16 protein-coding genes, 1 tRNA gene and 1 pseudogene are annotated in these 17450 nt (G+C 67.4%); 13 read left to right on the top strand and 5 right to left on the bottom strand.

Going from position 1 to position 17450, the window contains the following annotated elements; all coding sequences use genetic code 11:
* Both JR065_RS16520 and JR065_RS16515 read right to left on the bottom strand, forming a co-directional pair.
* Positions 1 to 2037, bottom strand: coding sequence for a DUF4034 domain-containing protein (locus tag JR065_RS16520; RefSeq protein WP_206235400.1), 2037 nt, complete (start codon positions 2035 to 2037; stop codon positions 1 to 3).
* 360 nt (positions 2038 to 2397) lie between these two features.
* Positions 2398 to 3192 carry a helix-turn-helix domain-containing protein gene (locus JR065_RS16515; protein ID WP_206235399.1) on the bottom strand — a complete coding sequence of 265 codons (795 nt, stop codon included), beginning with the start codon at positions 3190 to 3192 and terminating at the stop codon, positions 2398 to 2400.
* Between the two features lie 123 nt (positions 3193 to 3315).
* Between JR065_RS16515 and JR065_RS16510 the strand changes: the two genes are divergently transcribed.
* From JR065_RS16510 to JR065_RS16500, 3 genes are all read left to right on the top strand, one after another.
* The gene (locus JR065_RS16510; RefSeq protein WP_206235398.1) at positions 3316 to 3927 is read left to right on the top strand and encodes a glutathione S-transferase family protein; all 612 of its coding nucleotides are present in this window, start codon (positions 3316 to 3318) and stop codon (positions 3925 to 3927) included.
* A gap of 117 nt (positions 3928 to 4044) precedes the next feature.
* Complete coding sequence (locus JR065_RS16505) at positions 4045 to 4233, top strand: hypothetical protein (protein ID WP_206235397.1); 189 nt, start codon at positions 4045 to 4047, stop codon at positions 4231 to 4233.
* A 141-nt stretch (positions 4234 to 4374) separates the two neighbouring features.
* On the top strand, positions 4375 to 5157 hold the full coding sequence (locus JR065_RS16500; RefSeq protein WP_241093689.1) for an alpha/beta fold hydrolase: 783 nt from the start codon (positions 4375 to 4377) through the stop codon (positions 5155 to 5157).
* Between the two features lie 369 nt (positions 5158 to 5526).
* Here the strand turns inward: JR065_RS16500 and JR065_RS16495 are convergent.
* Positions 5527 to 5600: transfer RNA gene (locus JR065_RS16495), tRNA-Gly, on the bottom strand.
* Positions 5601 to 5810: 210 nt separating this feature from the next.
* Positions 5811 to 7631: an autotransporter outer membrane beta-barrel domain-containing protein gene (locus JR065_RS16490; protein ID WP_206235396.1), complete on the bottom strand. Its 1821-nt coding sequence runs from the start codon at positions 7629 to 7631 to the stop codon at positions 5811 to 5813.
* A gap of 157 nt (positions 7632 to 7788) precedes the next feature.
* On the opposite strand from JR065_RS16490, the gene thiS reads away from it, so the two are divergent.
* The 4 genes from thiS to JR065_RS16470 all read left to right on the top strand — a co-directional run bounded on the left by thiS (position 7789) and on the right by JR065_RS16470 (position 11611).
* On the top strand, positions 7789 to 7989 hold the full coding sequence (thiS, locus tag JR065_RS16485) for a sulfur carrier protein ThiS (protein ID WP_206235395.1): 201 nt from the start codon (positions 7789 to 7791) through the stop codon (positions 7987 to 7989).
* Positions 7990 to 8065: 76 nt separating this feature from the next.
* Positions 8066 to 8860 carry a thiazole synthase gene (locus JR065_RS16480; RefSeq protein WP_206235394.1) on the top strand — a complete coding sequence of 265 codons (795 nt, stop codon included), beginning with the start codon at positions 8066 to 8068 and terminating at the stop codon, positions 8858 to 8860.
* A gap of 10 nt (positions 8861 to 8870) precedes the next feature.
* Positions 8871 to 9629, top strand: a complete 759-nt coding sequence (gene trmB / locus JR065_RS16475; protein WP_206235393.1) for a tRNA (guanosine(46)-N7)-methyltransferase TrmB — start codon at positions 8871 to 8873, stop codon at positions 9627 to 9629.
* 113 nt (positions 9630 to 9742) lie between these two features.
* Positions 9743 to 11611 (top strand): SLC13 family permease, encoded by a 1869-nt coding sequence (locus JR065_RS16470; protein WP_206235392.1) that lies wholly within the window; start codon positions 9743 to 9745, stop codon positions 11609 to 11611.
* A 258-nt stretch (positions 11612 to 11869) separates the two neighbouring features.
* On the opposite strand, the gene JR065_RS16465 is transcribed toward JR065_RS16470, so the two are convergent.
* The gene (locus tag JR065_RS16465; RefSeq protein ID WP_206235391.1) at positions 11870 to 12208 is read right to left on the bottom strand and encodes a Rieske (2Fe-2S) protein; all 339 of its coding nucleotides are present in this window, start codon (positions 12206 to 12208) and stop codon (positions 11870 to 11872) included.
* A gap of 300 nt (positions 12209 to 12508) precedes the next feature.
* On the opposite strand from JR065_RS16465, the gene JR065_RS16460 reads away from it, so the two are divergent.
* The 6 genes and pseudogenes from JR065_RS16460 (at position 12509) to JR065_RS16435 (ending at position 17184) form a co-directional block, all read left to right on the top strand.
* The gene (locus JR065_RS16460; protein WP_206235390.1) at positions 12509 to 12772 is read left to right on the top strand and encodes a hypothetical protein; all 264 of its coding nucleotides are present in this window, start codon (positions 12509 to 12511) and stop codon (positions 12770 to 12772) included.
* A gap of 95 nt (positions 12773 to 12867) precedes the next feature.
* Positions 12868 to 13578, top strand: a complete 711-nt coding sequence (locus tag JR065_RS16455; RefSeq protein WP_206235389.1) for a fumarylacetoacetate hydrolase family protein — start codon at positions 12868 to 12870, stop codon at positions 13576 to 13578.
* A 26-nt stretch (positions 13579 to 13604) separates the two neighbouring features.
* A pseudogene (locus JR065_RS21905) lies at positions 13605 to 13789 on the top strand (hypothetical protein); the annotation flags it as partial.
* Positions 13790 to 14158: 369 nt separating this feature from the next.
* Positions 14159 to 14587 carry a large-conductance mechanosensitive channel protein MscL gene (mscL, locus tag JR065_RS16445; RefSeq protein ID WP_206235388.1) on the top strand — a complete coding sequence of 143 codons (429 nt, stop codon included), beginning with the start codon at positions 14159 to 14161 and terminating at the stop codon, positions 14585 to 14587.
* Between the two features lie 68 nt (positions 14588 to 14655).
* Positions 14656 to 16071 carry a M28 family peptidase gene (locus tag JR065_RS16440; protein WP_206235387.1) on the top strand — a complete coding sequence of 472 codons (1416 nt, stop codon included), beginning with the start codon at positions 14656 to 14658 and terminating at the stop codon, positions 16069 to 16071.
* A 66-nt stretch (positions 16072 to 16137) separates the two neighbouring features.
* Entirely contained in the window at positions 16138 to 17184 is a 1047-nt protein-coding gene (locus tag JR065_RS16435) for a LacI family DNA-binding transcriptional regulator (protein WP_206235386.1), read from the top strand.
* The last annotated feature ends 266 nt before the right edge of the window (positions 17185 to 17450 follow it).

Here is a 17450-nt window from a genome sequence, read left to right as displayed (position 1 = left end):
CTATTTCGGCGGGAGATGCTCGCTGGAGAGCTTCTTGCCGACGAAGAAGGCCTTCAACGCCCGTCCGGCCATTTGCATCCCGGTCGCTCCATAGACCTGCGCTTCCATCCACTCCAGGGTCGAGTGGTCGGGGAAAAGCTCCTTGTAGCGGTCGAACCATTGCATGGCGACGTACTCGCTCTTGGGAACGCCCTGGCCATACTTGTAGGCCAGGACGATCTCGCCATAGGCCTCGCCGGCCACGTGGTCGTCATGATGGGAGAGAATGGCCTTCATCCCGGCCACCGCCTGCTGCTTTTCCTCCTCGGTCCCGTGCCGCCGGTCGACGCTGGCGAGCCTGATCCTCGCCATTTCGATGCCGCCGTGCATCGCGCCGAGATAGAGACCGCGAACGCGCTCGAAATTCTCCCGGACCGTCAGATCGAGATGGTCGACGTTCTCCAGGCGCCATGCGTAGTTGTGCAGCGCTACCGCTTCGCCGTCCTCCACGGCCAGTTCCAGCCAACGGCTGGCTTCGGCGCTGTCGAGCAGTGCCGGATCGGTGTCGGGTCGAATCCCGTTGGTGATGTCGTACATGCTGGCCGCGGCCGAATAGGCGCGCCGCTCGGCGAATGCGCGGGTCAGATAGGTCGCCTCCTTCTGGAAGCCTCCGTCCCATATCATCCGGCACGCGTGCATCGGGCTGAATTCATCCGGCTCGTAGAACGGTTCGAGCTGCACCGCCCGCTCGATCAGCTGCGTGGCGATCGCCGGATCGGCCTGGATTCCCCACATGCCGAACTGCCAGGCGAATGCCGCCACGGTGAGCATCGTCGGCTCGTCGAACCGGCGAACCGCCGTTTGCAGGACCTTGGCATAGGCGCCTTCGTGATCCTCGAACCGCCTGATCAGCATCACGTTGGTGAAGTCGCGGAACGGTCCATCGATGGCCGGGTAGGTTCCCGGCGCCTTGCAATGGCGAACGGATTCGACATGCCGCTGATGCGCCAACTCCGCGTCGGCCAGCGAAAAATGGGTGAAATTAGCGTAGTTGCCCAGCGAAATGAAGCGCAGGCGGTCCGACAGATCCCGGGCCAGCCAGTTCTCGAAGATCCTCTGCCTGGCGGCGATTTCGCGCACGTCGCCGGGCTGCGGATAGTCGGGAAGCGTCAGCGCGTCGCGGATGCCCGGCCAGCGCACCGCATTGCGTTCCTGCTCGCTCAGCGAAGCGCACCACGGACCGGTGGCGAACTTTTCGACTTCGCCATCGCCGCCGCCCCACCTGGGACTCAGGTACTGCGCATAGTCGGCCAGGATATCCGGCCATCGTGGCCTCAGCGACAGGCAGTAGCGCAGCCAGTAGAAGCCGGCGTTCTCCAGATCCCCCTCTTCCATCGGCGGGAGCGCGGAAGGCAGCGTTGCCGTCACGATGCAGGGCGGCTTCAATCCATGCCTGGCGAGCCGGGCACATGCCGCCTCGTAGAGGTCCGGCTCGAACTCCTCGCGCTGCATGGTCTTTTCGACAGGCTCGCCGCGGAACAATGCATCGACGAAGTCCGGCTGGCCAAGATACTGGCTGATCTGCATCATCGTTTCGGCCGCGAGCGCCGGCCGCTCCGAGAGCGCCATCGCCTTCAACAGATGCTCGGCCGCGGTGGCGCACGCCATGTGGGCAGCGACCCATTGGTCCTCGCCGACATCCGAGGCCCAGGCTGCGGTGCGGATGTCGCAGGCGCGGCGGAAATGGTAGTGGCCGGTGAGGTATCTAGCATGGTAGGAGCCCGGATATGCCCGGCTCCAGTCATCCAGCAACTCGAGCCTGAGGGTTTCGCCGACGCTGGCATAGTCGAACAGGCCGGAGTCGGTCGCCAGGTACGTGTAGCGGTCGTCGGGCGTATCGGCGGATTGCCACCAGGCCGCCTCCAGTTCCGCCAACATGCGCTCGACCTCGTCGAAACGCCGCTCGCGCATCGCCGTTCGCAGGTCGTCCTGCTGGCGGAACCGGGCCCATCCAGGGCCTTCCAGGGACAAGGGAAATCGGCTTGTGGCGGTTTGCATGAAGGTCCTCTGGATCACCGGGGGCAGGAATGTCCGGACGGATTATGCCCGGGCCGCGTGTCTTAGTTGCGCGGCTCGCGCAGCGGCTGCCTGGCGACTTCCGGCAGGTGCCCTACGCCCGGTCGGAAGTCCTGCTGGACGAGTGCGGGACGGATGCCTGCCTTGGGACGGCGGCGATGCTCACTCATCTGTCCACTACCATGAGATGCGTTCGTGGGCCAGGCAGAGGGCCGAGCGCTTCTGCTTGCGAGAAGATGGTCTTGGGAACTGGAGATGGGATGACTGCCTGCATGCCAGTAGCCAGGCGACCCAAGCCGGCGCGGACGGCATCGAAATCACGGCCACGCAAGGCTGTCCACTCTAAGCTACTGGTTCTTCATCGTAGAAGGCGATGCGAAGTCCGGGCCTGTCCTTGGAGACGAGGATATTGAGGCGATAGCTGCGCCAATTGCCGAGTGCGTCGCGGAGCGTAATGTCCGTATCGCCGATCGGAAGGATTTCGGGATCATCCCACCACTGCATGGCTTGTGGAACGACTTGAAGAACCTCGTCGAGGATGGTCCTTAGAATCGGGCTCTTCCCGCCCGTCAGGTAGTCATGGCGCGCCTTGAGCAGGACGAGTCTCGCGGCGTACGGCCAGTCTTGAATCTTCTGCCGGTAGTGGTCGGAAAAGAAGACGATGCGGAGGATATTCGGTCGCGGCAATCTGAAGTCTTCGAACAGGATCCTGGCCGCTCCGTTATGGGCCAGAACATCCCAAGCGCTGTTCATTAGGTAGGCGGCCTGGTCGAGAGCATTGATCATCCTCACGAGCGACGGCGGAGGCTCGACACTTTCAGCTCCATCCGCAAATGTCTCACGGCCAGCCAGTGCAAAAAGGTGCTCTCGTTCGGCTCGGTCGAGCCGGAGCCCTCGCGCCAACCGATGGAGGAAATCGTCCGATACCGCTATGTCGCGTCCCTGCTCGAACCAGGTGTACCACGTCAAACCGACACCCGCCAACGCGGCGATTTCCTCGCGACGAAGGCCTCTGGTCCGACGGCGGCGCCCCTGCGGCAGGCCAAGCGATTCTGGAGAAGCGCGCTCGCGACAGTGGCGGATGAAGTCGGACAGCGCCTGCCTGGCCGGCACGCGCGCTAAGCGATCAGACGCCACTTGTCACCTCGCAAGGCATCACTTTAGTAATAGCATAAAAACCACATTGTAACGCGATAAATTGTGCGTAATCTCCCGCGAATGACCAGTGATCGAAATGCCAAAGCCGGAAGGTTGGATCGTATGCGCCTCTACCAGTTTCAAAGGGGCACGAATCCGCGGCGCGTTATCGTCTACCTGAATGAAAAAGGGATAGACGTTCCGCGTTATGAACTGGATTACGCGGGAGGCGAGCACAAGTCGCGCGAGTACCTCGCAATCAATCCCAGCGGACGGGCCCCGACACTCGTCACCGACGAGGGCGTGCCGATCACGGACTCGGCCGCCATCGTCGAGTATCTGGAGGAGTTGTATCCCGACACGCCAATGATGGGGACGGATGCCCTCTCTCGAGCGAAGATACGGTCGCTTGAGCGCCTGGGCACTGATCTGGTGGTCCGCTCCCAGCTTTGGCTGTGGAACGTGACCCGATCCTTTCCTGCCAAGGAGCCATCCCCATCAGCGGAGGTTGCAACCAGGCTCTTCGGGTACGTCACCGAAATATTGGATGCCCTGGAAGCGACGATCGGAGACAACGAGTTCCTGGCCGGAGACAGGCCCACGATCGCGGACTGCACGGTATTTTCAATTTTCCAGACATGCCGGGAGAGGTTCGACCAACCCTTCGGCTCCGCCCATCCGCGTCTTGACGCCTGGTACAGGAAGTTTCGCCAGCGGCCCAGCGCCGAATACTGAGAGGCCAGTGACTTGAACGCGCCCAAGACCATGCCCTGCGATTCGAAGCGGCTGAGGGCATGCGACGGCCCCGCCGCAGGTACGATCAGACCATCCAGAATCAGAATCACGATCGTCATGATCGTATTCGTTTACCCCATCGTGACACTCCTGCTCTATGCATTGAGCCCGCTGGCCGACACCTGGGCCGTGTGGCATCGAACACTGGTTCTGACACCGATCACGGTAAGCCTCATTGTCTTCGTTGTGAGCCCATTGATAGCAAAACACTTTGACTGGTTCCTGCGTCCTCGCTCGGCGCCTTGAAGGGTCACGAATGCGTCTCTGCATCATGGGCGGCCGGCATACGAACGGATGAGCCTCGAACAGGGCGAAGACTGGAATTAGCCGCAGCGGCCGCCTCCCATCCCGAAGGCGGCACAACCAAACCAAGAAAGGAGATCGAAAATGGTCATGAACCGGCGCACATTCTCTGCCACTTTCATCGGAGCAGCAGCCGCTACCCTCCTTGCGACGAAGGGCATGGCGGCTCCCGCAGCAGGTCGTCCGCCCAAAGCGCGCAATATCGTCCTGGTGCACGGCCTCTTTGCCGATGGCTCCTGCTGGAACGACGTCATAACCCTCTTGCAGCCGAAGGGGCTCACCGTCACGTCCGTTCAGAACCCCCTGACGACCCTGGCTCAATCGACTGCAGCAGCCGAGCGCGTACTCGCTCGCCAGGACGGCCCAACCGTCCTGGTCGGCCACTCGTTCGGCGGAATGATCGTGACCCAAGCCGGGATGCATCCTAATGTCTCGGCCGTTGTCTATATCGCCGCTCGCGCGCCCGATGCGAACGAAGACTTCGCGGCGCTCGCAAAAAAATACCCTACTCCTCCCGCCACCGCGGGGATCGTCTACGATGGTGATGAAGGCAGGCTCACCGAAGAGGCGTTTTTGCGCGATTTCGCCGGTGACGTCCCTCCCGCGAGAGCGAAGGTACTTTATGCGACGCAGTATCCCTTTCAGAAAGCCTTGCTGGCGGGCACGGTCACGGATGCAGCATGGCGCTCGAAACCTGCTTATTATGCGGTGTCGGGCGATGACCGCACCATCAATCCCGAGCTGCAGCGGTATCTGGCCAAGAGGATGAAAGCAAAGACGATAGAGCTGCCAGCCAGCCATCTTTCGCTAATCTCGCACCCACGCGAAGTCAGCGCGCTTATCCTGGAAGCTGCTGGTCACGGCTGAGCGCTCTCGTTGGAAGGCATGCCGAGCTCTCGGGATTTTATCTGCTGCAATCGATGCCTGCGGTCGAGGCATCTCCATGGAACATGGTTAGCGCGCAGAGGAAACAGGGCGCATCCGCCTTTGCGGCTTGAACCGCTGACGCGCGACTATTCAGACGGAAATCATAAGGGCGTGCCGCAACAGTCCCTCACAATGCCATGGCGATCTCGGCGCGGCATGGCGGCAACTTCGCGGTTGGCCGACAACGCGATCGAGCCATTCGAGCATCGGCTCTGGTCGGCTTTGGATGGTCAGGCAGGCATTCCGGGCGTGCTTGAGAACGGCCGCCGATCGTCCAGCGGCGCGCGGAACCTAGTCCGCAGACGCGAATGGAGCGGGCGATGGGAATCGAACCCACGTCAGTAGCTTGGGAAGCTACAGCTCTACCATTGAGCTACGCCCGCGACAACGGCTGCAGTTTATGCGCTGGGCTGGCGGTTGCGCAAGAATTCCCGCGCCAGGCGCGGGCGCGACGCGAAAGCGTCGGGGCTGAAGCCCCTCCTACAGTGTGGCGTCCAGGACGCCGCAGCCGCATGCCCTTGCATGCCGACGGCCATGAGCAGCCCGCGTGCCCGGCACGTCGCCGGGGCACGTCGGGACGACAGCGCCTGCGATCAGAAGCTGCCGCCGAAGTTCACGAACAGCGTGGTGTCGTGCGCGCGATCCTGGCCGGTGGTGGCCGAGATGCCGATGTTGCTGTCCAGGCCGAACAGCGTGGCGCGCGCGCCCAGCACCACCGAGGCGTAGTTGCGGTCCACGGCCAGCCCCGGCACCGCGTAGGCGCCCAGGTCGGGCATGGTCTGCAGCCATGCGGTGGCTTCCTCGCCCTTCTTGAACTCGTGGTCGTAGGTCGCCTGCACGTAGGGCTTCACCGCGCCGGCATCGACGCTCGCCTTCCAGCCCAGGCGGCCGACCAGCGACTCGACGTCGCGGTCGTAGTAGCCCAGCGCGCTGGAGTTCGGGTTGCTCTCGGTGTAGCCGTCGAGCTTGACCTTCTGCCAGATCGCCGCGGCCACCGGGCCGTGCTTGAACGTGCCTTCGCCGAACTCGTAGCCGCCCTGCAGCGCCGCGGTCAGGTTGCTGGCGTCCGGCGAGCCGTCGTGCTGGATGGTCGCCGGCCCCAGGTTGACCTTGCGGGTGACGTCGTAGCTCAGCCAGCTGTAGCTGACCTGCGCGTTGACCCAGGCGCGTTCGCCGTACCAGCCGGCGAAGCCGCCCAGCGTGGTGTCGTCCTGGGTGTAGTCGCCGCCGCTGTTGCCGAAGTCCGCGTCCACGCGGCCGAAGCCGCCGAAGCCGCCGAACACCCACTCGCCGCGCGACCAGTCCAGGCCGAACAGGCCGGCCGGCGCCAGGCCGTCGTACAGGTCGCCGTGCGCGTAGCGCTGCATGTCGCCGCGCAGGTTGCCCCACCAGCGCATGCCGTCGCTTTCCGGGCGGCCGTCGACGTGCCAGGCGACCTGGTCGGCGCGCGCGCGGCCGGTGACCTGCGCCGAATGGCTCAGCACCTGCTGCAGGCGCGGGCCTTCCAGGATCGACAGCGCGTACTGCGCGAGCAGTTCGTGGGTGCGGCCGGTGGGATGGATGCCGTCGGCGAACACGTAGCTGTCCGGCGCGTCGGCGCTGACGTAGCTGGTCGGATTGCAGGTCAACGACTGCGCGGTGATCTGCGGCTGGCAGGCGGTGCCGGTGACGTTGCTGAAGCCGTAGGTGGACGGGCTGGCGACCACCTCCTGCAGCAGGTGGAAGGTATCCACCGGGATCACCCGCAGCCCGGCGCCGCGCAACCCGGCGAACAACGCATCGTTGTAGGCGCTGCTCAGTGCGGTGCCTTGCGCCATCGCCGCCGCGCCGCCGGCGCGGAACCGCGGGGTGAGGCCGACGTCGGGGATGGTGGTGACCATGACGTAGCGCGCGCCGGCGTCCTGCAGGCTGGCGACGATGCCGACCTGCGCGGTCACCGCGTTGCCGACCGTGCCCTGCAGCGGCGCGCCGCCCGCGACCGCGAGCAGGTCGTTGGCGCCGCCCCACACGCTGTACAGCGCGTTCGGGTCGGCCTTGCCGCCGTTGGCGGCCAGGTAGTTGCCGGCCTGCGTCGCCAGCGACGGCGCCACGCCCAGCGCGCTGGGATTGGCCACGCCCACGCGGGCGTTGCCGGCGGCGTAGTTGTCGCCGACCTGGCCGTTGCCGTTGGCGCTGGCATTGGTGGCGTAGTAGTCGGCGATGTACTGCGCCCACACCCAGTCCGGATTGGTCGTGAACTGGCCGGTCACCGCCTGCGCCGAGGCCGGCAGCAGCGGCCGGTAGTAGCCGGCGTCGGTCAGGCTGTCGCCGAAGAACACGGTGCGGCTATAGGTCTGCTGCGCGAACGCGGGCGCGGCGGCGAGCACGATCGCGGCGGCCAGCAGCGAGCGGAACGGACGGATGGAGGAAGTCATGGGTGCCCTCCCAGGCGATAATGACGGTGAACCAAGAGAACGGCCGTGAACATACGTAGCCGCATGGTCGGCATGATTCCATCTCTGCCGCCGCCGCTCACGTTGCACTGCCGCAATACATCGCGCGCCGCACGGCGCGCATCGGCACAATGATGACATGAACATCGAACTCAACGGCGAAGCCCGCCAGCTCGAATCCGGCCTCACCGTGGCCGACCTGCTGCACGAGGAAGGCCTCGCCCAGCGCCGCGTCGCGGTCGAGGTGAACGGCGCGATCGTGCCGCGCGGCCAGCACGCCAGCCATGCGCTGCGCGAGGGCGACCGGGTCGAGATCGTGCACGCGCTCGGCGGCGGCTGAGCGTTCGCCTACCGCCCGGGCTGCCGCGGCGCGCGCGCGCTCGGCAGCGCCGCGCGCGATGGGCGATAATCCCGGGATGACCGCACAAGCCCCCCACGACGCGCTGTTGATCGCCGGCAAACCCTACCGTTCCCGCCTGCTCACCGGCACCGGCAAGTTCAAGGATCTCGACGAGACCCGCCTGGCCACCGAGGCCGCCGGCGCGCAGATCGTCACCGTGGCGATCCGCCGCAGCAACATCGGCCAGAACCCCGGCGAGCCCAACCTGCTCGACGTGCTGCCGCCGGAGCGCTACACCATCCTGCCCAACACCGCCGGCTGCTACACCGCCGAGGATGCGGTGCGCACCTGCCGCCTGGCGCGCGAGCTGCTCGACGGCCACAATCTGACCAAGCTGGAAGTGCTCGGCGACCAGCGCACCCTGTTCCCCGACGTGGTCCAGACCCTGAAGGCGGCCGAGACGCTGGTCGCCGAAGGATTCGAGGTGATGGTCTACACCAGCGACGACCCGATCCTGGCCAAGCGCCTGGAGGAGATCGGCTGCGTGGCGGTGATGCCGCTGGCCGCGCCGATCGGCTCGGGCCTGGGCATCCAGAACCGCTACAACCTGATGGAGATCATCGACAACGCCAAGGTGCCGATCATCGTCGACGCCGGTGTCGGCACCGCCTCGGACGCGGCGATCGCGATGGAGCTGGGCTGCGACGGCGTGCTGATGAACACCGCCATCGCCGGCGCGCGCAACCCGGTGCTGATGGCCAGCGCGATGCGCAAGGCGGTCGAGGCCGGGCGCGAGGCGTTCCTGGCCGGGCGCATTCCGCGCAAGCGCTACGCCAGCGCGTCCTCGCCGGTGGACGGACTGATCGGCTGAGGCCGCGCCGATGACCGATCCCTTTTCCAGCGCCGGCGCCAAGACCCCGCCCAAGCCCTTCACCGTCGAGGAAGGCCGCCGCCAGGTGCGCAGCTTCGTGCTGCGCCAGGGCCGCTTCACCCCGGCCCAGCAGCGCGCGTTCGACGAACTGTGGCCGCGCTTCGGCCTGGACTACGCCGGCGCCCCGCGCGACCTGGACGCGGCGTTCGGCCGGCCCGCGCCGAAGGTGCTGGAGATCGGCTTCGGCAACGGCGAGGCCCTGCGCTTCGCCGCGCGCCAGGACCCCGCGCGCGACTACATCGGCATCGAGGTGCATGCGCCCGGCGTGGGCCGCGTGCTCAACGCGCTGGCCGCCGATGGCAGCGACAACGTGCGCCTGTACCACCACGACGCGGTGGAGGTGCTCGAACGCGAGATCGCCGACGGCGCGCTGGACGAGGTGCGGATCTACTTCCCCGACCCCTGGCACAAGAAGCGCCACAACAAGCGCCGCCTGCTGCAGCCGGCGTTCGCCGCGCTGCTGGTGCGCAAGCTGCGCGACGGCGGCCGCCTGCACGCGGCCACCGACTGGGCCGACTACGCCCAGCAGATGTGGGACGTGCTCGACGCCACCGACGGGCTGGTCAACCGCGCCGGCCCGCGCGGCCACGTGCCGCGCCCGCCATGGCGCCCGCAGACCCACTTCGAGACCCGCGGGCAGAAGCTTGGCCACGGCGTGTGGGATTTGGTGTACGACAAGCCGGGATTGAGGATTCGGGATCAGGGATGAGGAGCGAATCCGCCACCATCCGCACGCAATGCTTCGGCACGCCATTGCCGCGGCCGGCCCCGATTCCCGCCGTCATCTAATCCCGAATCCCCCATCCCCAATCCCGGCCTCCCATGGACACCGCGCTGACGCTGACCAACGACATGAGGCTCGTGCTCGGGCTGGTCGGCTTCACCATGGCGATGTTCGTGTTCGAGCGCATCCGTGCCGACGTGGTCGCGCTGGTGGTGCTGGTGGTGCTCGGGGTGACCGGGCTGATCCCGCCGGAAGAGCTGTTCAGCGGCTTCTCCGGCAACGCGGTGATGAGCATCATCGCCACCACCATCCTCGGCGCCGGGCTGGAACGCACCGGCGCGCTGAACCGGCTGGCCTCGTGGCTGCTGCGCCGCGCGCGCGGGGTGGAGGAGCGGCTGATGCTGCTGACCACCGCCATCGCCGGGCTCAATTCCTCGTTCATGCAGAACCCGTCGGTGATGGCGCTGTACCTGCCGGTGGCCTCGCGCCTGGCCGCGCGCACCGGGCTGACCCTGCAGCGCCTGCTGCTGCCCATCGCCGCGGCGATCGTGATGGGCGGCGCGCTGACCATGGTCGGCAATTCGCCGCTGATCCTGCTCAACGACCTGCTGCAGTCGGCCAACAACAACCTGCCCTCGGGCATGGCCACCATCGAGCCGCTGCGCATGTTCGCGCCGCTGCCGATCGGCCTGGCGTTGCTGCTGGCCTCGCTGATCTATTTCCGCGTGCGCGGCGACAAGAAGCTGATCGAGGAAGAGCAACTGATCAACGACGGGGTCACCCCGGCGCGCACCGAGAGCTATTTCGCGCGCACCTACGGCATCGAAGGCGACGTGTTCGAGCTGATCGTCAGCGCCGACAGCCCGATGGTCGGCATGACCCTGGGCGAGGCGGAGACGCTGCACGAGGCGCCGCTGCTGCTGGCGCTGAAGACCGGCAACGACACCCGCCTGGCGCCGCCGGCGGACATGCGCATCTGGGTCGGCAGCGTGCTCGGGGTGATGGGCGAGCGTCAGCAGGTGGCCGACTTCGCGCAGAACCAGTTCCTGCGCCTGTCCTCGCGGTTGCGCAACCTCGGCGACCTGTTCAATCCCAGCCGCGCCGGCATCTCCGAGGCGGTGATCCCGCCGACCTCGCGCTTCATCGGCAAGAGCGCGGCCGAGCTGCGCCTGCGCAAGCAGGCCGGCATCAGCCTGCTGGCGATCAACCGCGACAAGCAGGTGATCCGCGAGGACGTGCGCAAGGTGCCGTTGCGCGCCGGCGACATGCTGGTGTTCCACAGCATCTGGCAGGACCTGGCGCAGGCCTCGGAGAGCCGCGACTTCGTGGTGGTCACCGACTACCCGAAGGGCGAGCATCGCCCGCACAAGTTCAAGATCGCGATGACCATCTTCGCGCTGACCATCCTGATCGCGCTGACCTCCAAGCTGCCGGTGGCGCTGACCCTGATGACCGGCGTGGCCGGCATGCTGCTGACCGGCGTGCTGCGCATGGACGAGGCCTACGCGTCGATCAGCTGGAAGACGATCTTCATGATGGCCGGGCTGATCCCGCTGGGCTGGGCCATGGACAGCAGCGGCGCGGCGGCCTGGGTCGCCGGGCACACCATTGCGCAGCTGCCCGAGGGCGTGCCGGTGTGGGCGCTGGAGATCGCGTTGGCGCTGCTGGCCACCGCGTTCTCGCTGGTGATCAGCCATGTCGGCGCGACCATCGTGATGGTGCCGATCGCGGTCAACCTGGCGCTGGCGGCCGGCGGCAACCCGACCGCGTTCGCGCTGATCGTGGCGCTGTCGGCGTCGAACAACCTGATGACCGCGTCCAATCCGGTGATCTCGATGATCACCGGCCCGGCCAACTACCAGCCGCGCGAGCTGTGGCGCGTGGGCGCGCCGTTGTCGCTGATCTACACCCTGGTCGTGGTGCTGATGGTCAACCTGATGTCGATGGCGTGGTGGGGCGCGTTCTGAGCGTGGGGCGCGCCTAGCGCGTCGGCTTGAGGTAGCCCTGCCAGCCGCGACCGCGACGAAGCTGCGGATGGCGCGGGAACCACATCCAGGGAGATTTTCCCATCTGTGTTGCAGACGACCTCGCGGGAGCATCTGCGGATGGCTTCGCGCCATCAGCCGTGCACGTACAAGCCTGTCGCGACTGATGGCCCGAGGCCACCCGGAGCCGCTCCTACCATCCGGTCCTGGCGACACCAGGGCGGAGGCGCATCAGCGCGCCTATGCCAGCAGCACCTGCCCGTCGCGCACCGCCACCGGCACCGCGCGCAGCGCATCGCCCTTGCACGGGCCGGACACGCACTGGCCGTGCTGCAGCTCGAACGCGGCGCCATGCGCAGCGCATACCAAGTGCCCTTCGCGGCTCTTCAGGAACTGGCCCGGCGCCCAGTCGAGCCGGCGTCCGGCGTGCGGGCAGATGTTCAACCACGCGCGCACCGCGTCGCCGTCGCGATACAGCAGCAGCGACTCCGCCTCGCCGTCGATCGCCGCCTCGACCTCGAGAAAGGCGCCGGATTCCAACTGATTCAGGGTCGCCAGGACGGAAAAGGAGTCGGACATGCAGACGCGGCTGTGCGGTGAAGTAGCCGCATTCTGGCATGGCCGGGACGCCGGTCCCGCGCTGTGAGGGACGACGACGCTGGCGCCAGGCCTTGTGCTTGCAGCGATATGGCGCCTTGGCTCGAACACGACCGTTCGAACACGCCGGCATGCACAGCGTTTGCGGCTGAACCAGCACAGGCGCATCGGCGGGCTGCGTCAAAGAGTTGTTAATTTTTCCCTTAACGAAGTTTTCACTCCGTCACAAACGCCAGCCCCGATACTGCGCGACATCGGTTCCAACTGACACAGACTTCTGCCATGCGCGTTTTCAGTTCCGAGCAGTTCCGGCCCTTCTTCGAGCCGCGCAAGCCCCGCCATCCGCTGATGAAGCTGGCGGCCGGCGTGCTGGGCCTGGCGATCCTGGCGGTGCTGGTGTTCGTCAGCGTGTTCGTCGGCGCGGCGATGATCCTCGGCGGCATCGCCTTCAAGCTGCTGAGCCAGCGCAACAAGCGCACTGCGGCGCCCACCCGCGTGGTCGAAGGCGAATACCGCGTGGTGCGCAAGCCGGCGTTGCCGTTGTAGGCGACGATCGGGGATTCGCGAAGGCGCGCCTGCTGAATCCTCCACGCGCGTGGAGACGCTAGACTGACGCATCCCCTTCTCAGGATGCGTGTGCGATGAAAGATCTGTTTGCTGCGGCCCAGGCGCCGCGCGTTCCGGTGCGCGGGCTCGGGCTGTTTCCGGTGCATCGCATCTACTGCGTGGGCCGCAACTTCGCCGACCATGCGCGCGAGATGGGCGCCAGCGCGCCGGGCTCGAAGGCCGAACGCGGCCAGCCGACCTTCTTCATGAAACCCGCCGATGCGATCGTCATCGGCGACGAATCCATCCCCTACCCGTCCGCCACCCGCGAGCTGCACCACGAAGTGGAACTGGTGGTGGCGATCGGCCGCGACGCGCCGGCCGGCGTGCTGGCGGTCGAGGATGCCGAAGCGCTGGTGCTGGCCTACGGCGTGGGCCTGGACCTGACCCGCCGCGACCTGCAGGCCGCGGCCAAGGCCAAGGGCCTGCCGTGGGACATCAGCAAGGGCTTCGACCTCTCCGCGCCGATCAGCGAACTGGTTCCGGCCGGCGAAGTGGGCGCGCTCGAGGCACTCAACCTGTCGCTGGAAGTCAACGGGCAGGTGCGCCAGCAGTCGCTGCTGGACCAGATGATCTGGAACGTGCCGGAGATCCTGCACGAGCTGTCCAAGCTGTTCGCGCTGCGCGCCGGCGACCTGGTGTTCATGGGCACGCCGGCCGGCGTTGCCGCGCTGCAGCCGGGCGACCGCTTCAGCGCGCGGCTGGAGAACGTCGCCGAGCGCCATGGCGTGATCGGCGGCGCGTGAGCCTTCGGTTCGGCGGCCGCGGCGCCACGCACGAGAGCGTTTCCCCGTCTCCCTGATCGTGTCCACGTTCGCGCCAGTGGTCGATGCGCGGCCCCGGCCGGCCCCGCTGCTGGCGCGCGATACCGACAGCGAGCCGTGGCTGATCGGCCTGCGCGGCGGCAAGCAGCGCCTGGGCGATTCGGTGCTGGCGCAGGTGCATGCCGACGGTGGTCTTCCGGGGCCGCCTGCTTGCGTTCGGCGGGCCGGTGCCGGATCCGTTACGCAGCCTGTTCAACGCGGGCAACTGGGTGCGGTTGCACGTTGACGTCCATCGACATGATGCCCTGTGCTCGCCAAGCCCAACGCTTGGCTCGCCCAGGACTTGGCTCTGCAGCGATGACTCCCGGCGACACATATCCCGCCGCTTAGCGCTTCTGTAGGAGGGACTTCAGTCCCGACGCTTTGCCGGCGCCGCCGGCCCGCATGCATCGCTGCATCGACAAACGCGCCGACCGATGCAGTCGGCTTGATCCACCACCGACACCGGCTGCGGTAGGCTGACGCCGCGGCGACAGGCCCGCGAACGAATGAGGAGTTCCCGATGGGCATGATCAGCGAGTTCAAGGAATTCGCCATGCGCGGCAACGTACTGGACCTGGCCGTGGGCGTGGTGCTCGGCGCCGCGTTCGGCAAGATCGTCACCGCGCTGGTGGAGAAGGTGATCATGCCGCCGATCGGCCTGCTGGCCGGCGGCGTGGATTTCTCGCGCTGGGCGTGGACGCTGAAGGCGGCCAGCGTCGATGCGGCCGGCAAGGAAGTGCCGGCGGTGGTGGTCGGCATCGGCGACTTCCTCAACACCATCATCCAGTTCGTGATCGTCGCCTTCGCGATCTTCATGCTGGTCAAGGCCATCAACCGCATCGCGCGCAAGGAACCGCCGGCGCCCAAGGCACCGAGCGAGGAAGTGGTGCTGCTGCGCGAGATCCGCGATTCGCTGCAGAAGCCCGCGCCGACCACCCGCGAGGGGTGACCTCCCGCACAGGGCGCGCCGGCCACGCGCTGCTAAGCTCGGCGCTTCCCCTGCTTGCGGAGTCGCCCATGCCCCGTCGTCTTGCCGCCGTCATCGCCGCCGTGCTCGCCACCTCTTCCGCCATCGCCGCGGACGGCACGCGCATTCCGCCGGCGGCGCTGGCCACCGCGTCCACGCTGCGCGAGCAGGCGCTGGCCGACGACACCGGCTGGAAGGTGGTCGAATCGCTGACCACCGAGGTCGGCCCGCGCATCGCCGGCGGCGAAGCCGACGCGCGCGCGGTTGCGTGGGCCAAGGCCAAGTTCAAGGCGCTGGGCTTCGACAAGGTGTGGACCGAGCCGGTGACGTTTCCGAAGTGGGAGCGCCGCAGCGAGCACGCGCAGGTGCTCGGCGCGCACGCGCAGCCGTTGACCGTCACCGCATTGGGCGGCAGCCCGGCCGGCACCGTCGAGGCCGAGGTCGTGCGCTTTCCCGACCTGGCCGCGCTGCAGGCCGCGCCGGCCGGCTCGCTGAGCGGCAAGATCGCCTTCGTCGACTACCAGATGGTCAAGGCGCGCGACGGCAAGGACTACGGCAACGGCGGCGCGGTGCGCAGCAAGGGGCCGTCCGAAGCGATCCGCAAGGGCGCGATCGGCTTCGTGATGCGCTCGGCCGGCACCGACTCGCACCGCGTGCCGCACACCGGCATCACCCGCTTCGACGAAGGCCTGACCCCGGTGCCGGCGGCGGCGCTGTCGGTGCCCGACGCCAACCAGCTGGCGCGGCTGGTCGCGCGCGGCCCCACCCGCCTGCGCCTGGCGCTGGACTGCGGCTGGGACGGCGAAGCCACCTCGTACAACGTGATCGGCGAGATCACCGGGCGCAGCAAGCCCAAGGAAGTGGTGGTGATCGGCGGCCACCTGGATTCGTGGGACCTGGGCACCGGCGCGATCGACGACGGCGCCGGCGTCGGCATCACCATGGCCGCCGGGCACCTGATCGGCCAGCTCAAGCAAGCGCCCAAGCGCAGCATCCGCGTGGTGGCCTTCGCCAACGAGGAGCAGGGCCTGTATGGCGGCAAGGCCTACGCGCAGGCGCACGCCAAGGACGTGGCGCTGCACCAGGTCGCCGCCGAGAGCGACTTCGGCGCCGGCCGCATCTACGCGTTCAACACCGGCTCCGGCGACGCGGCCGGCTCGCGCGAGGCGACCCGGCAGATCGCCGAGGCGCTGGCGCCACTGGGCATCGAGTACGCGCCGGACAAGGGCGGCCCCGGCCCCGACGTCGGCCCGCTCGCGGCCAAGGGCGGCGCCTGGGCGTGGCTGGCGCAGGACGGGACCGACTACTTCGACCTGCACCACACCGCCGACGACACCCTGGACAAGATCGACCCCACGGCGCTGGCGCAGAACGTCGCCGCCTACACCGTGTTCGCCTACCTGGCCGCCGAAGCCGACGGCGGTTTCGGCAGCCAGGCCAAGACAGTGGAACCGCCCCAGGAGTAAGCTCAACCGCCTGCCGCACGACGCGCGCAGGCGCCCTCCCTTTCTTTCGCACTGTCGCCAGGAACCATGATGGCCAAACGGCAAAGTCGCGCAGGCTCAGCGGTGACTCTGCTGGATGTGGCCCGACACGCGGGCGTGTCGCCGATGACCGCCTCGCGCGTGATCAACCGGCACCCGCGCGTGGGCGTGGCGATGCGCGAACGCGTCGAGGCCTCGATCAAGGCGCTGGGCTACCGCCCCAACCTCGCCGGCCGCTCGCTGCGCACCGCGAGCCTGGCGCGGATCGGCGTGCTGTACAGCAATCCCAGCGCGGCCTACCTCAACCAGTTCATGCTCGGCATCCTCGAGCAGAGCAGCCTGGACGGCAGCCAGGTGCTGGTGGAGAAGAGCGACGACATCACCAGCCAGCGCAGCGCCACCGAGCGCCTGCTCGACGCCGGCGTGGACGGGGTGATCCTGCCGCCGCCGCTGTGCGACTCGCGGCAGACCATCGAGGAACTGGACGCGCGCGGCATCCCGGTCGTGGCCGTGGCCACCGGCACGCCGATGCAGGGCGTCAGCTCGGTACGCATCGACGACTACCAGGGCGCGCGCGCGATCACCCGCCACCTGATCGAACTGGGCCACCGCGACATCGGCTTCATCACCGGCGACCCCAAGCACACCCCGACCGCGCTACGCGCCAGCGCCTTCTTCGACACGATGGCCGAAGCCGGCCTGAGCGTGCCCGACGCGCGCGTGGCCGAGGGCCTGTTCACCTACCGCTCCGGCCTGCTCGCCGCGAGCGCGCTGCTGCAGTCCAGCCCGCGCCCCACCGCGATCATCTGCAGCAACGACGACATGGCCGCCGCCGCGGTCGCCGTCGCCCACGGCCTGGGCCTGCGCGTGCCGGAAGACCTGTCGGTCACCGGCTTCGACGACACCCCGGTCGCGACCACGATCTGGCCCGAACTGACCACCATCCACCAGCCGGTCACCGCGATGGGCCGCGCCGCGGTATCGCTGCTGCTCAGCGAGATCCGCCAGCGCCGCGACGGCCTGGGCAGCCGCGGCATCCACCAGGTGATGAAGTACACGCTGGTGACGCGCGGGTCTACGGCGGGGCCGGCTTAATACTCCAAGTCAATCACGACGGACTGCAGCCCGAAAACTGACCATCCACTTACCGGCCATCGCGGTGTCGCTGCTGCTGCTCAGTGAGATTCACCAGCACCGTGACGACCTGGGCAACCGCTGCGGGTGCCACTAGGTAATAAGTACACATCGGTGACGCGGCAGTTTACGGCGGGCCGGCTTAGGTCCAGCGACCAAAAAAGGTATTGCCAAACGCCAATAGTGCTTTCAGCGGCGGTTGATACGACTCACCATCATCCCCAGCT

The organism is Xanthomonas sp. (assembly GCF_017163755.1).
GTDB lineage: Bacteria > Pseudomonadota > Gammaproteobacteria > Xanthomonadales > Xanthomonadaceae > Xanthomonas_A.
Note: the sequence above shows the minus strand (reverse complement) of the source record. Positions and strands in the feature narration are given on the sequence as shown.

What these genes read in the sequence shown, in the direction of transcription:
- JR065_RS16470 (WP_206235392.1), top strand. Translation starts at nt 9,743, where the DNA reads ATGGACACCGCGCTGACGCTGACCAACGACATGAGGCTCGTGCTCGGG.
- thiS (WP_206235395.1), top strand. Translation starts at nt 7,789, where the DNA reads ATGAACATCGAACTCAACGGCGAAGCCCGCCAGCTCGAATCCGGCCTC.
- JR065_RS16465 (WP_206235391.1), bottom strand. Translation starts at nt 12,208, where the DNA reads ATGTCCGACTCCTTTTCCGTCCTGGCGACCCTGAATCAGTTGGAATCC.
- trmB (WP_206235393.1), top strand. Translation starts at nt 8,871, where the DNA reads ATGACCGATCCCTTTTCCAGCGCCGGCGCCAAGACCCCGCCCAAGCCC.
- JR065_RS16480 (WP_206235394.1), top strand. Translation starts at nt 8,066, where the DNA reads ATGACCGCACAAGCCCCCCACGACGCGCTGTTGATCGCCGGCAAACCC.
- JR065_RS16455 (WP_206235389.1), top strand. Translation starts at nt 12,868, where the DNA reads ATGAAAGATCTGTTTGCTGCGGCCCAGGCGCCGCGCGTTCCGGTGCGC.
- JR065_RS16505 (WP_206235397.1), top strand. Translation starts at nt 4,045, where the DNA reads ATGATCGTATTCGTTTACCCCATCGTGACACTCCTGCTCTATGCATTG.
- JR065_RS16510 (WP_206235398.1), top strand. Translation starts at nt 3,316, where the DNA reads ATGCGCCTCTACCAGTTTCAAAGGGGCACGAATCCGCGGCGCGTTATC.
- JR065_RS16435 (WP_206235386.1), top strand. Translation starts at nt 16,138, where the DNA reads ATGATGGCCAAACGGCAAAGTCGCGCAGGCTCAGCGGTGACTCTGCTG.
- JR065_RS16440 (WP_206235387.1), top strand. Translation starts at nt 14,656, where the DNA reads ATGCCCCGTCGTCTTGCCGCCGTCATCGCCGCCGTGCTCGCCACCTCT.
- mscL (WP_206235388.1), top strand. Translation starts at nt 14,159, where the DNA reads ATGGGCATGATCAGCGAGTTCAAGGAATTCGCCATGCGCGGCAACGTA.
- JR065_RS16520 (WP_206235400.1), bottom strand. Translation starts at nt 2,037, where the DNA reads ATGCAAACCGCCACAAGCCGATTTCCCTTGTCCCTGGAAGGCCCTGGA.
- JR065_RS16490 (WP_206235396.1), bottom strand. Translation starts at nt 7,631, where the DNA reads ATGACTTCCTCCATCCGTCCGTTCCGCTCGCTGCTGGCCGCCGCGATC.
- JR065_RS16500 (WP_241093689.1), top strand. Translation starts at nt 4,375, where the DNA reads ATGGTCATGAACCGGCGCACATTCTCTGCCACTTTCATCGGAGCAGCA.
- JR065_RS16460 (WP_206235390.1), top strand. Translation starts at nt 12,509, where the DNA reads ATGCGCGTTTTCAGTTCCGAGCAGTTCCGGCCCTTCTTCGAGCCGCGC.